Raw genomic sequence first — 13,140 nt, 5'->3', positions numbered from 1 at the left:
AAAGCGAAGGGCCCGGCCGCTCCCATTTCGGGGAGCCACCGGGCCCTCGTTACAGCCGGACCTCTTGCTACTCCGGCTTGGCGTTCACCACGGGGCTGGGGCTCACGGTGCCGCCCTTGTTGCTGACCTCCATGGAGTCAGCGACCAGCTCGGTGATGTCCTTGATTTGAATCTGATCACGGGCGGTGTCGTTCTTCGCGTCGTTGAGCATCGTGGAGCAGAACGGGCAGGCCACCGCGACGATGCCCTTGCCGCCCGGCTCCTTGTAGTCGCCCACCATGCCCGGCTTCTTCTTGTCCGCGGCGTCGGGGAAGGGCGTGTTCGGGTCCTCCGCGTGCTTGAGCGTGAGGGCCGCCTCGTTCATGCGGTTGTGGTTGATGCGCGTGCCGATGTGCTCCTCCATCCACATCCGGCCGCCACCGGCGCCGCAGCAGAAGCCCTCGCGCTTGCTGCGCTGCATCTCCACCACTTCCAGGCCCGGGATGGCGTTGAGCACTTCGCGGGGCGCGTCGTACACGCCGTTGTGCCGGCCCAGGTAGCAGGGGTCGTGGTAGGTCAGCTTCGTTCCGGCGTTCATCACCGAGGACAGCTTGATGCGCTTGTCCTTGAGCAGCTCGTTGATGAGCTGCGTGTGGTTGATGACGCGGTACTCGCCGCCGAACTCCGGGTACTCGTTCTTGATGGTGTTGAAGCAGTGCGGGCACTGCGTGATGACCGCCTTCACGCCCATCGCGTTCCAGGACTCGACGTTCGTCTTGGCCAGCGTCTGGTACAGGTACTCGTTGCCCATGCGGCGCGCGGAGTCGCCGTTGCACATCTCCTGCTTGGACAGCGTCGCGAAGGACACGCCCGCCTCGCGCATGATCTTCACCAGCGCGCGGCTCACCTTCTTCTGCTTGTCGTCGTAGCTGCCCGCGCAGCCCACGAAGAAGAGGTACTCGTACTCGCCGCCGTCACCCCAGGTGGGCAGCGCCAGGTCCTCCGCCCACTCGTCGCGCCGGTCCTGGCCCAGGCCCCAGGGGTTGCCCTGGCGCTCCATGCCCTCGAACACGCGCTGGATTTCGGGCGGGAACTCCGCCTTCACCTGCACCTGGTAGCGGCGCATGTCGATGAGGCGCGGGACGTTCTCGATGAACACCGGGCAGGCCTGCTCGCACCAGCCGCAGCTCGTGCACGCCCACACCGTCTCCGCCTTCAGCGCGCTGCCGACAATCTCAGGCAGGGGCTCCTTGGTGCCGTGGGGGCCGTAGCCCTCCTCCACCCACTTCTCGTTCTCCCAGATCCAGTGCTTCAGGTCCTGGTTCACGCCCTTGTGCGTGAGCGGCTTGCCCGTGATGTACGTGGGACAGTGCGTCTGGCACCGGCCGCACTCGGTACAGGAGTACAGGTCCAGGCCGTTCTTCCAGGTGAGGTCCTTCACCGTGGCGGTGCCGAACTCCTCCTTCTCCAGGTTGGGCGTGGACAGCTTGCCGGTGGAGTGCGTGCGCTGGAAGAAGACGTTGGGCAGGCCCGTGATGATGTGGAAGTGCTTGCCCAGCGGCAGGAAGTTCAGGAACGCCAGGATGATGGTCAGGTGGATGAAGAAGCCCGCCACGCCCAGCACGTGCGCCGCGGTGGCGCCCAGGGGCATCATGGCCAGGCCCGTGAGGCTGGTGATGGGCTCCCACCAGACCATCGCGGCCGGGGCCGCCGGCACCTGCGTGGCGCCCATGGGCACCTGCTGCGCGGCGGCGTGCGCGGCCACCATGTGGCTGCCACCGAACATGAACTCGGTGATCATCAGGCCCGCGATGAAGCCCAGGATGAGGTAGGCCTCCCAGGACTGGGACATGCGGTCCGGCTTCACCTTCCAGCGCGTCCACACGAAGTAGGCCACGCCCGCCAGCGCGAGCGCCGCCACGATGTCCTTCACCAGCAGGTAGACCTTGTAGAGGCCCAGGAGCGGCGGAGCGGCATCCCACGCCGGGTGGGACAGGTCCGTGAGCACGTCCAGCGCAGTGGACGAAAAGCCCATCACGAACAGCATGATGGTGCGCACCGCCAGCACCATGAACGCCGCGTAGATGAAGATGTGGAACAGGCCCGGCGTGAACTCCTCCGGATCCACCATGCGCTTCTGGCCCAACCCGAAGCGCACCAGCTGCGCCACGCGGTAGGGGATGTGGTCCAGCCGGTTCTCCTTCTTCATCGCGAGCAGCACGCCCACGCGGCCGGACATCGTGATGACGAAGAGTGAGACTGCGCCTGCCAGCAGCAGGCCGGTGATGATGGGGTTCATGGAACCTCTAGACCCTCTGGGCCGCACGACGGCAACGCCTGCGTTGCTGCGACGCGGCAATTCTGGAGTGTGAATCAACCCTAGCAAGGGTGATTCGCGAATCAAGCATCGTGCGGAGGGCGTGTCCGGCAGCGGTTCCTCCACTGCTCCCAGGGAGCCGTCCAGGGTGGTGCCCACCCACCCTCCCGCCCGGACCTTCCGTGCACGAAACCCACCCCGCCTGGCGTGCCGGAAGGCAGGCGGCCGGGCGTGGTCCGGCGGACGCTCCAGGAACTTTGCTGTTCCGAGGGCTTTACAAAACAGGAGCGGGCCCCCAACATGTCAGTAAATCGGTCAAGAAGTGCTTGTAAAGGGACCCGCATGGGGCGGGCCCGGTTGACCGACGCAGGGCGTCCAAGGGGACGCGAGCCGCTGCTGGCCGTACACCCCGTGAATGGAGCGCCAAGGAGCCGGACATGAGCCACGACGAGAGCACGTACCTGGACGAGGGGCGGGACGACCTGGAGCTGACGGCCGAGGGCGAGTTCGGACGGACGGTGAAGCCGGTGGAGCCCACCGATGACCGGCGCTGGGGTCACCTGGATGAAGAGGCCTGGGGCGGCTGGCACGTGGCGGAGTGAGGCCCAGCCCCCGCGGCCCGTGGCCTGCGCGGGGGCCTTCGTTGACGAACCTGTCGGACACTCGGACAGGTTGGGGAGTCATCACTCCCGGACGCTGATGCAGTGCGCTGGATGCCATGACGCTCCCCGGCTTCGAGCGGGTCGAGCCTGGCGGACGCGGGGCCCCGGAATGACCGGTGGCGGACCCTCCAGAAGTAAATTCGTAAATACCTGAACGGTCCTGCGGAAAAGCAGGTGTCTGTAGGTGACGCGCGGCGTCCGGAGCGGGCGTGGCGCGCTGATCGCCTCCACGCCGCGTGAGGGCCCCGGTCGGGCCGGACACGTTGCTTTCACGGCCTGAAACCCGACATCCTCCAGGCATACGCGACAGGAACTTCGGGAGACGGCGACGCGGGCCCGTGTGCACAGGGGCGCTGCCGGGGCTCCAGGGCGTCGTCGCGACAGGATTGGCGGGCAGGCAGCATGGGCCCACCCACCATGCGGGAGCGCGGATGAAGCAGACGGCCTGGGCAGTGGAGCGCGACGCGGAAGGCGGCCGCGAAGTGCTGCTGCTGGTGACCCTGGAGGCCGAAGCGGAGACGCCTCGGGCCCCGGTGGCGGTGAACCTGGTCATCGACCGCAGCGCGTCCATGCGGGGCGCGCCCCTGGCCGCGGCGGTGGAGGCGGCGCGCGCGCTGGTGGAGCGGGCGGGCCCGAAGGACTACGTGGGCCTGCTCACCTTCGACGCGGACGCGGAGCAGGTGCTGCCCGTGCGCGCGATGGAGCCCAACGCGAAGGCGGCCTTCCTGAAGACGCTGTCCCGCCTGGACTCCGGTGAGGGCACCGCGCTGCACGAGGCCGTGGAAGAGGGCGCGGAGGCCGTGCGGCGCGTGCTGGTGCCGGGCGCCCGGCCGCAGCTGCTGATGCTCACGGACGGCGAGCCCTCCGTGGGCCCCACCGCGCTGGGTGAGTTCAAGGTGCTGGGCCAGCGGGTGCACGACTCCGGCGTGGCGCTGCACGCGCTGGGGCTGGGCAGGCACTACCTGCCGGAGATTCTGGAAGCCCTCACCGGCCCGTCCGGCACGGGCTTCACGCACGTGGACGACGCGGAGGGGCTGCCGCTGGCGGTGGGCGCGCTGGGCGCGGAGCTGTTCGGCGAGGTGGTGGCGGACGCGCGCGTATACGTGCTGCCCACGGGCTTCGCGGACCTGCGCTGCCGCCACCGCTACCCGTCGCGCGTGGAGGGCGACGCGATGAGCGCCGCGTTGGGGGCGGTGTCGCACGCGTTCCCGCGCCGCGTCCTCTTCGTGGGCGGGCTGGAGAAGGCGGAGTGGAACCTCACCGTCAACGCCTCGTACACGGAGCACGGCGACACCCGGCGGGTGTCCGTGCCGGTGACGCGCCTGTTGCCGGACAGCGACGAGGGCCGCTTCGTGCGCGCGGTGTCCGCGGAGCTGGAGCTGGTGTCCTGCGAGGCCGCCGCCTGGAAGGCGCTCTCCCGCCGTCAGCAGGACGCGGCCGAGCGGGCGCTCGAGGGCGCGGACAAGGGGCTCTACAAGCTGGCGCGCCTGGGCTCCGCGGAGGTCCCCGCGCAGCGGCACGTGGACCGGCTGGCGGACCTGCGCCGCGCGGTGGAGCGCCGGGCGGCCCAGCCGTCCGCCCTGGGTGTGCGCCGGGCGCAGTCGGAGGTGTCGCGCATCACCATGAGCCGCATCGGGCCGGCGCTCCCGGCCCCGGCTCCCGCCCGCGCGGCCCTGCCCGCCGCCGCGAACGGCGGCGCGCCCCCGGCGGGGGCCCTGGACGGCGCGGCGATGCTGCCCTGGAAGACGGGCAACACCGAGTCGTAACCGCCCGGAGTCCTTGAGCGTATGGAGAGGGCGCGGGGGCCGGCGTGGCCCCCGGCGCCGGGCGTGCGGGCGTGCGGAATGCCCGGCTGCCCGGAAGGTTGAGTGCACCCTGTGGGGACGCATCCCAGGTAGCACGGCGTTTCCAGGTGGATTAACGGGAGTCGCATGACGCATCCGTGGAGCAAGAGGTCTGGAAGCCGGCTCGGTGGGCTGGGCGTGGTGGGCGCGTTGCTCCTGGCGACGTGGGCCCAGGCCGCGCTGCCTCCCACCGCCGTGGGCAGCACCGCGCCGGACGAGGGCGACCCGCGCCTGGAGGGCGCGCTGCTCCTGGACGTCACCCAGGTGAAGGCGGGCGGCGACTTCCGCGTGGGCGTGCGCCTCAAGCTGGACCCGGAGTGGCACGTCTACTGGAAGAACCCGGGTGACTCCGGCCTGGCCACGGACGTGTCGTGGGACATCCCGGGCGTCACCGTCGGGGATTTGCGCTGGCCCTTCCCCAGCACGTTCCGCACGCCGGACGGCTTCATCACCACGCACGGCTACCACGACGAGGTGCTGCTCTTCGCGCCCGCGCACGTGTCGGAGAAGGCCGACGGCACGCTGAACGTGGCGGCGGCGGTGGACGCGCTCGCGTGCAAGGTGCACTGCATCCCCGCGCAGCTGGTGCTGACGCGCACGCTGCCGGTGGGGCCGGAGACGGTGCTGGACCCTGAGTTCGCGCAGCAGTTCGACGCCTCGCAGGCCCGGGTGCCGGCGCCGGTGGGGACGCAGGGCGCGCCGCGCGTGGCGCTGACGCTGGAGGGCGCGTCGCTCACCGCGGGCAAGCCGTTCACCGGCAAGCTCACCGTGACGGGCGCGGACGGCAAGCCCTTCGCGGGCGGCGTGGAGGAGGACTTCTTCGTGCCCGGCCGCATCGCGGGCGTGGATACGGTGGCGCTGACGCAGACGGCGCCGGGGACGTTCGCGCTGAAGGGCCAGGCGTCGTCGATGGTGCCCAAGGTCGAGCCCCGGCTCACCGGCTCGCTGCGCCTGGGCACGAAGGCCACGGGCTATACGGCGGTGGACGTGGACACGGCGCTCGCGCCGATGGTGGCGGCGGCCGGTGCGGTCGCGGGCCCGGCGCCCCTGAAGCTTCCGTCGGTGAAGGACGCGATGGGCAAGGTGCAGCCCGCGGTGGTGGCGGCGCCCGTGGCGGCCGAGTCTCCGCTGGGCCTGGGCGTCGCGCTGCTGTTCGCGTTCCTGGGCGGCGCGCTGCTCAACCTGATGCCGTGCGTGTTCCCGGTGCTGGCGCTCAAGGCGTACGGCTTCACGCGGATGGTGCAGGAGGAGAAGGGCAAGGTGGCGCCGCACGCCGCGGCGTACGCGGGCGGCATCCTGGCCACGATGCTGCTGCTCGCCGGCGCGGTGCTGGCGGTGCGCGCGGGTGGGGCCAGCGTGGGCTGGGGCTTCCAGTTCCAGGAGCCGCTGTTCGTCGCGGGCGTGAGCGCGGTGCTGGTGGCGTTCGCGCTCAACCTCTTTGGCGTCTACACGCTGGGCGCGGACGGCACGGCGCTGGCGGGCAAGGTGGACCAGAGCCACGGCCTGATGCGCAGCGCGGGCGAGGGTGTGCTGGCGGTGGTGCTGGCCACGCCGTGCTCGGCGCCGCTGCTGGGCACGGCGGTGGGCTTCGCGTTCGCGGCGGGTCCGGCCACGGTGATCGCCGTGTTCATGGCGCTGGGCCTGGGCCTGGCGCTGCCCTTCTGCCTGCTGGTGCTGGTGCCGGGGCTGGCGAAGCGGCTGCCCAAGCCGGGCATGTGGATGGAGCGCGGCAAGCAGTTCCTGGGCTTCGCGCTGCTGGGCACGACGGTGTGGCTGGTGTGGGTGATGGGCGGGCTGGCCGGCGTGGACGGCATGGCGCGGCTGTTGGCGTTCCTCATCGCGGTGGGCCTGGTCACGTGGCTGTATGGCCAGTCGCAGGGGCTGGAGGGCGGACGCCGGGGCGTGACGATGGCGCTGGCGGCGCTGGTGCTGGTGGGCTCGGGTGTGGTGGCGCTGCGCTTCGAGGAGGCGCAGGCGTCCGTGGAGACGCGCGGCGCGGTGGCGTCGTCACACGGTGGGGCGCAGGCGTGGGACGAGGCGGCGGTGACGGCGGCGCTGGCGGCGGGGCAGCCGGTGTTCGTGGACTTCACGGCGGACTGGTGTCTCACGTGCAAGTTCAACGAGCGCACCGTGCTGTCGCGCGATGATGTGCGGCAGGCGTTCCTGAAGCACAACGTGGCCTTCTTCGTGGCGGACTGGACGCGGCGGGACGCGCGCATCACCACGAAGCTGGCGGAGCATGGCCGCGCGGGCGTGCCCATGTACCTGGTGCTGAGCCCGGGTGCGCCGGACAAGCCGGAGGTGCTCAACGAGCTGCTCACCGCGGACAGCGTCATCCAGGCGGTGCAGCGCGCGGCGGAGTGTGGGTCCCCGTTGAAGGGGGGCTCGGTGGTGTGTGCCCGGCCTTGAGCCGGGATGTTGTTCGTTCGTGCGCAGCGTTCAACTCACTGGAGGTTCCGTCATGAAGCAGGTCTTCACGGCATTCGCTCTCACCGCGGCGTTCGTGTCCGCGCCCGTCTTCGCTGCTGACACCGCGGAGGTGGGCAAGCCCGCTCCGGCGTTCACGCTGAAGGACGAGGCGGGCAAGGCCCACTCGCTGTCCGAGTACAAGGGCAAGGTGGTGGTGCTCGAGTGGACGAACCCGGAGTGCCCGTTCGTGAAGCGGCACTACGAGGCCAAGACGATGCAGAACACGCAGAAGGGCTTCGACGCGAAGAAGGTGGTGTGGCTGACGGTGGACTCGTCCTCCACGCACAACGCGAAGAGCGCCGCGGACTGGAAGAAGAAGGAGGGCTTCAGCCAGCCGGTGCTGCTGGACACGGACGGCACGGTGGGCAAGAGCTACGCGGCGAAGACGACGCCGCACATGTACGTCATCGACGGTGAGGGCGTGGTCCGCTACGCGGGCGCCATCGACAACGACCCGCGCGGCAAGGAAGCCACCAAGGTGAACTACGTGCAGACGGCGGTGGACTCGCTGCTCAACGGCAAGCAGGTCGCGACCCCGACCTCCGAGCCGTACGGCTGCTCCGTGAAGTACAAGAGCTGAGCGACCGTCCTGAAGGCCCGTGTCCCTGTGAGGGGACGCGGGCTTTCTCAGCGTTGCCATTGTCATTTTTCTTCGGGAAATTTCGTACCACCATGCCCGCTGCCGTCCATCCCATGCTCGAGCCTGGCCGCGTCTACCGGACGAAGGAGTTGGCTACGTGGGGCGTGAATGCGCCCCGGCTGGCCCGGCGATTGGTGGGCGAGGGCGTGCTGATTCCCCTCGCGCATGGGCTCTACGCCTGTCCGAAGCGAGGGCGCTTTGGCGTGGTGGCGCCGTCCGACGAAGCCATCATGAAGGCGTTCCTGGAGGGCAGCCCGTTCGTCTTCACCGGGCCGGAGCGGTGGAATGCGCTCGGGTTGGGGGCCACCGCGGTCTTCGCTTCGGCGCTCGTCTACAACACGAAGCGCTCGGGCCGCTTCGAGTTGGGGGGCAGGACCTTCGAGCTGCGGCGGGTGGCCTTCCCCCAACCGCCGACGCCGGAGTGGTTCGTGGTGGATCTCTTCGAGAACGCCGTGAGTGCTGGCGTCGTGCCCGCTGCGCTGACGCGTGCCTTGGCGCGTTTGCTGAAGCGCGGCGCGTTCAACGCCCGGCGGCTTGGAGAGATGTCGGAGCGGTTTGGTAGGCAGAGCACGCGTGAGTGGATTCGCGAAGCGATCCGCTCCGCCTCTGCATGACCTTCATCCACGACGACCCTGAGTTTGATCAACTGCTACGAATCGTCGCTGACAAGCGGCGGCTCTCCCTTGCGCTCACCGAGAAGGACTACTGGGTGACCCACACGTTGTGGGCACTGCATGACGCGGGCTTCGAGGTCTGGTTCAAGGGAGGCACGTCGCTCTCGAAGGGCTTCTCGCTCATCCAGCGGTTCTCGGAGGACCTGGACCTCAAGCTGGAAGCGGGGACGGTTGACCTTCCCGGGGTGACGGATTGGAGCCGCACGGGAGTGGGAGCGACGAAGGTCCGCCGGGCGTACTTCGAGGCCCTGGCTGAATGCATCCAGGTTCCTGGCGCGCGGACGGAACTGGACGCCGATGGAGCGGACCGGTACTGGCGCTCCGCGAACGTGCGCATCCTGTATCCCGCGCAACATCTGGGAGGCATGGCGGGCGTCCTGCGTCCCTTCGTCCTCCTGGAGGTCGGCAACGCGCGAGTGACGCCCTTTGTCCGGCGCGACATGGCGTCATTCGTCCACGAGGAGCTGGAGGCCCAGCGGCAGCTGACGGACTTCAAGGACAACCGCCCCAGGGCCGTGCGGTGCGTGCATCCCATGGTCACGCTGCTGGAGAAGGTGGATGCGCTCCAACGTCGGCTCCAGAGGGAACCGCTGGAGCCTGCGACCTTCGTGCGCCACTACGAGGACGCGGCACGCATCATCGCCGCCGAGGATGCGCTACCACCTCTTGCTGACTACCCGGACGTCCGTGCGCTGGCCGAGGAGATGATCCGGCAGAAGCAGATTGTGGCACCTCCGGCCGGTGATTCGCGGCACTTCCTCCCAGGTGGTGAAGGTACTGCGGCCATCCGTGCTGCCTTCGAGGCGATTGCCCCGATGTTCTGGGGACCGCGTCAGACGCTGGATGAAGCCGTGGCGGTCATCTGTGCCTGGCTCACCCGGTTTCATTCCGCGTCGCGGTGGGCGTAGTCCGGGCCCAGGCCTTCGATGCGGTAGGCGTTGCCGGGATAGGTGCGGTTGAGCGTCGTATCCAGGGTCGAGGGGTAGCGCTCCAGGGAGACGTGGCGTTTGACCCGCTTGCGCAGCTTGAGGGCGCCTCGGACCAGGCCTCCGACCCAGGCGGGTGGGGATTCGAACTGGATGGCGGGCAGCAGGCGCCGGGGCACCAGGCTCAGGCTGATGGGGGCCACCAGTGGACGCAGCGGGCGCGGCACCCAGCCGGCGAGGATGTCCACGGTGGATTGGGCCACCCGGTGGCTGGCTTCGTTGGGGACGAACTCTCGCGCCTCGTAGTCCCGGATGAAGGCGTCGTAGGCGGGCTTGTCCTCGGGGAGGTCCTTCAGCCCCATTCGGCGGCCGATCTCGCACCAGTAATGGAACCAGGCCTCCTGCTCGTGCCCGGTGAAGGGACGCCAGCCGTACTCCTTCATCCACTGGATGGGGAAGTCGATGAACGTCCACAGCACGAAGAGGAAGTCCTCGTTCGGGATGCGGAAGAAGGAATGGATGTGGTTCATCTGCTCCAGGGAACGGCGCCCTGCCTCTCCCTCCCAGCCGCACTCCATGAACCGCGCGATGAGCAGCCGCGTGTCGTCGTAGCGCTTCTGGCCCCGCTTGTTGAACTCACCCGTGCGGTCCAGCAGCCGTGAGACGGAGCGGCTGCCGTACGTGTGGAAGAGCGCGATCTCCGTGGACCGCACGATGTCGAACGGGAACTCGTAGTTGGTCAGCAGGTGCACGATGCGCTGGCAGTCGCGCCGCGCATCCAGGGAGGCGATCTCCTGGCTCACCTCTGGCAGCCGCGCTCGCCAGAAGGGCTTCCGGTAGACGGGCCCGGGCACGTGAGCGGCGGAAGGCTTTCCCGCGCCGCTGAAGGGGCAGCCCGTGGCATCAGCGGGAGAGACCGGTGGGGGCATGGCGGCTCCGGGAAGCGAGGCGACTGGCGATGCTACCCCGCTCCGCGACGCCTTGTCGGAGGATGGGACGCGCCGGACCTTGTCCTGGAGGGCAGGACATCCAGACAGGAGACGCGACATGGCCAGCAACAAGGGGCCGCCGGTGAGAGGGCCCGAGCGCACGGACACCCACAGCGCGGAGGAACTGGAGCGCGAAGCCAGACACCAGCGCCCGGGCACCGAGCGCGGCGACGTGACGGACGAGGACGTAGGCGAGGACCGCATCCTCCAGAAGGGCATTGGCGGCTACGGCGCGCAGAAGGGCACGGAGCCCGCGAGGGAAGCACCACCGCTCAGCGACGACGGCGAACGGTAACGCCATCCACCAGACAGCGGGCAGGGCCTCCGCGGGCCTAGAGTGCCGCCATGGCCTCTGCCCGCCTCGTGCGTTCCTGCTGTGTGCTGGTGTTGTTGTTCTTCGCGATGCCAGGCATGGCACAGGAGGTCGCTGCTCCAGATGCGCACGCGTGGCTCGCGGGGCGCAACGCGGAAGCGGTCCGCATGAACCAGACCGCGATGGGCATCCTGTTCGGCTGGGCGGTGCTGAACATCGGCACGGGCGTCGCGGGGCACTTCGCCAGTGAAGGCGAGACGCAGGCCTTCTTCCAGGCGAACGCGGCCTGGAACGTGGTGAACCTCGTCATCGCGGGGCTCGGCTATCACGGGCAGGCGACGGCGGATCCGGCCTCCTGGGACCTGGCGCGCAGCCTGTCCGAGGGGCAGCGGATGGAGCAGGTGCTGCTCCTCAACGCGGGCCTGGACGTGGGCTACATCGCCTTCGGCGGGCTCCTGTGGGAGCGCGGGCTGCGCAAGGACTCGGCGCGCCTGCGGGGCTGGGGCAAGGGCGTGCTCCTGCAGGGCGCGTTCCTGCTGGTGTTCGACGGCGTGCTGACGTTCCTCAACGCGAAGCTGAACGGGGAGCTCACGGCGCGCCTGGTGCCTGCTCCGGATGGCGTGGGCTTGATGCTGACGTGGCCGTGAGCCTCAGACGCTCGCGTGCCATTCGAGCCCACCGGGCAGGGGCCGCGCCGCGAACTCCAGGTGGATGACCCGGCGATGCGCGGGCGCGCGTGCCGGTGACGAGGCGTGCAGCAGCAGGGGCCGCATCACCAGCAGGCCGCAGCGGGGCACGAGGCAGTCCACGGGAGCACCGCGTTCGAGCCAGCCTGGGATGCTGGATGAGGACAGACGTCCTTCACGGTGCGAGCCCGCGAGGACTCGCACGGGGCCGTTGTCCTCGCCGCAGTCGTCCAGGTGCACTCGCACCGCGACCATGTCCTCCAGCACGGACGTGGGCGGCTGCACGCAGGGCACACCGGCCTTCTCCGACCAGGGGCCGCAGCCGGGCACGTCGCGGCGTTCACGCACGGCGACGGTGAGGTCCTGATGCCAGATGACCTTCCAGTTCGCGTCCGGGGTCTTGTCGAACAGCAGGCCTCGCACCGCGAAGCAGTGCGGACCCAGGACGGACTCGGCCACTTCGCGCACGGGCGCGGAGCGGGCCAGCTCCCGCACGGCGGGCACGTTCTCCAGCAGGTTGCGCACGCCTCCGCGCCGCTGGGAGGCCGTGGATTCTTCGCTCACGGCGCGCAGCGCGTGGAGCAGGGCGTCCGCGGTGTCTGGTGGGATTCCGCGCGGGAGGATGGCGAAGCCCTCGCGCTCGATGCGCGCGGCCAGCTCCTCCGAGGTCATGTCGTGCGCCGTCGATGCGGACATCGCGGCGCACAGCATAACGGCTTCAGGCCGCCACCGGCTCACGGCGGTGGCGGGCCCGGGCGGAGACGTCCTTGCGGCGGCCCTTGCGCAGCACGTCCAGGTGGACCTCCTCCTCGGAGGCGAGCGCCATCAGCCGCTGCAGGTCATCCACGCTGTTGACCGGCCGGCTGTTGATGCCGAGCAGCAGGTCGTCCGGCTGAAGACCGGCGTCATCCGCGGGCGTGCCCTCCTGCACCTTCAGCACGCGCACGGCTCGCGGTTGTCCGGTGTCCTTCGCGAGCGCGGGCTCCAGGTTCACCGCCGTGGCGGCGATGCCCAGGAACTTCCGGTCCACCCGGCCGCGCTGGATGAGCAGGCTCGCGACCCAGGCCGCGGTGGTGGCGCTCACCGCGAAGCCAATCCCCTGCGCGAACGGCAGCACCAGCGTGTTGAGCCCCACCACGCGCCCGCGCGTGTCGAGCAGCGGCCCGCCGGAGTTGCCCGGGTTGATGGCGGCGTCCGTCTGGAGCATTCCCTCCAGGATGACGCCGTCGGGCAGCGTGATGGAGCGGTTGATGGCGCTCACCACGCCCAGCGACACCGACTGCTCCAGGCGGAAGGGATTGCCAATGGCCATCACCAGCTGCCCCACGCGCACCGTCTCCGGATCCGCGAGCGGCAGCGTGGGAAAATCATCTCCCTCCGCGCGCACCACCGCGAGGTCCGTGGGGGCATCCCCGCCCACGAGCGTGGCCCGGCGCTCCTCGCCGTTGTGGAGCTGCACGGTGAGCCGCTTGGGCGTGCGCATCACCACGTGACGGTTGGTGAGCACGTAGCCGTCCGGCGTGAGGAACAGGCCGGTGCCGTGGCCCCGAGCGTGCTCCACGCCCACCACCGCCGGAGCCGCGCCGGCCACGAGTCCTTCCAGGTCATCCGAGAGCTGCTGCAACAGTTTCATGGCCGGCT

General features: G+C 69.8%; 12 protein-coding genes. 8 read left to right on the top strand and 4 right to left on the bottom strand.

Translation table 11 applies throughout. The features are described 5' to 3' along the window. Positions 1-67 precede the first annotated feature (67 nt). Positions 68-2,278 (bottom strand): (Fe-S)-binding protein, encoded by a 2,211-nt coding sequence (locus D7X96_RS03965; RefSeq protein ID WP_120552054.1) that lies wholly within the window; start codon positions 2,276-2,278, stop codon positions 68-70. Between the two features lie 455 nt (positions 2,279-2,733). Here D7X96_RS03965 and D7X96_RS39870 point away from each other — a divergent pair, with 455 nt between their 5' ends. The 6 genes from D7X96_RS39870 to D7X96_RS03940 all read left to right on the top strand — a co-directional run bounded on the left by D7X96_RS39870 (position 2,734) and on the right by D7X96_RS03940 (position 9,493). Continuing rightward, a complete protein-coding gene (locus D7X96_RS39870; RefSeq protein ID WP_158616167.1) occupies positions 2,734-2,898 on the top strand; it encodes a hypothetical protein in 165 nt (54 codons plus the stop codon). 491 nt (positions 2,899-3,389) lie between these two features. Further along, positions 3,390-4,724 (top strand): vWA domain-containing protein, encoded by a 1,335-nt coding sequence (locus tag D7X96_RS03960; protein WP_120547189.1) that lies wholly within the window; start codon positions 3,390-3,392, stop codon positions 4,722-4,724. A gap of 165 nt (positions 4,725-4,889) precedes the next feature. Next, on the top strand, positions 4,890-7,211 hold the full coding sequence (locus tag D7X96_RS03955; RefSeq protein ID WP_121769020.1) for a protein-disulfide reductase DsbD family protein: 2,322 nt from the start codon (positions 4,890-4,892) through the stop codon (positions 7,209-7,211). A gap of 52 nt (positions 7,212-7,263) precedes the next feature. Next, positions 7,264-7,851, top strand: a complete 588-nt coding sequence (locus tag D7X96_RS03950; RefSeq protein WP_121769019.1) for a redoxin domain-containing protein — start codon at positions 7,264-7,266, stop codon at positions 7,849-7,851. A gap of 92 nt (positions 7,852-7,943) precedes the next feature. Next, positions 7,944-8,525, top strand: a complete 582-nt coding sequence (locus D7X96_RS03945; RefSeq protein ID WP_120547192.1) for a hypothetical protein — start codon at positions 7,944-7,946, stop codon at positions 8,523-8,525. Further along, a complete protein-coding gene (locus tag D7X96_RS03940) occupies positions 8,522-9,493 on the top strand; it encodes a nucleotidyl transferase AbiEii/AbiGii toxin family protein (RefSeq protein ID WP_121769018.1) in 972 nt (323 codons plus the stop codon). The genes D7X96_RS03945 and D7X96_RS03940 overlap by 4 nt, the downstream gene beginning before the upstream one ends. On the opposite strand, the gene D7X96_RS03935 is transcribed toward D7X96_RS03940, so the two are convergent. Beyond that, positions 9,469-10,440, bottom strand: coding sequence for an oxygenase MpaB family protein (locus tag D7X96_RS03935; protein WP_158626374.1), 972 nt, complete (start codon positions 10,438-10,440; stop codon positions 9,469-9,471). The genes D7X96_RS03940 and D7X96_RS03935 overlap by 25 nt on opposite strands. A gap of 118 nt (positions 10,441-10,558) precedes the next feature. Between D7X96_RS03935 and D7X96_RS03930 the strand changes: the two genes are divergently transcribed. Together D7X96_RS03930 and D7X96_RS03925 are read left to right on the top strand one after the other, a co-directional pair. Continuing rightward, a complete protein-coding gene (locus tag D7X96_RS03930; protein WP_120547195.1) occupies positions 10,559-10,795 on the top strand; it encodes a hypothetical protein in 237 nt (78 codons plus the stop codon). Between the two features lie 50 nt (positions 10,796-10,845). Further along, positions 10,846-11,460, top strand: a complete 615-nt coding sequence (locus tag D7X96_RS03925) for a DUF6992 family protein (RefSeq protein WP_121769016.1) — start codon at positions 10,846-10,848, stop codon at positions 11,458-11,460. A gap of 3 nt (positions 11,461-11,463) precedes the next feature. Here D7X96_RS03925 and D7X96_RS03920 read toward each other — a convergent pair whose 3' ends face one another. Both D7X96_RS03920 and D7X96_RS03915 read right to left on the bottom strand, forming a co-directional pair. Beyond that, entirely contained in the window at positions 11,464-12,195 is a 732-nt protein-coding gene (locus D7X96_RS03920; RefSeq protein WP_244219436.1) for a phytanoyl-CoA dioxygenase family protein, read from the bottom strand. A 22-nt stretch (positions 12,196-12,217) separates the two neighbouring features. After that, complete coding sequence (locus D7X96_RS03915; RefSeq protein ID WP_120547197.1) at positions 12,218-13,132, bottom strand: S1C family serine protease; 915 nt, start codon at positions 13,130-13,132, stop codon at positions 12,218-12,220. Positions 13,133-13,140: the final 8 nt, after the last annotated feature.

This window comes from Corallococcus interemptor (genome assembly GCF_003668875.1).
GTDB classification, from domain to species: Bacteria; Myxococcota; Myxococcia; order Myxococcales; family Myxococcaceae; genus Corallococcus; species Corallococcus interemptor.
This window is presented reverse-complemented; position numbering and strand designations above follow the sequence as displayed.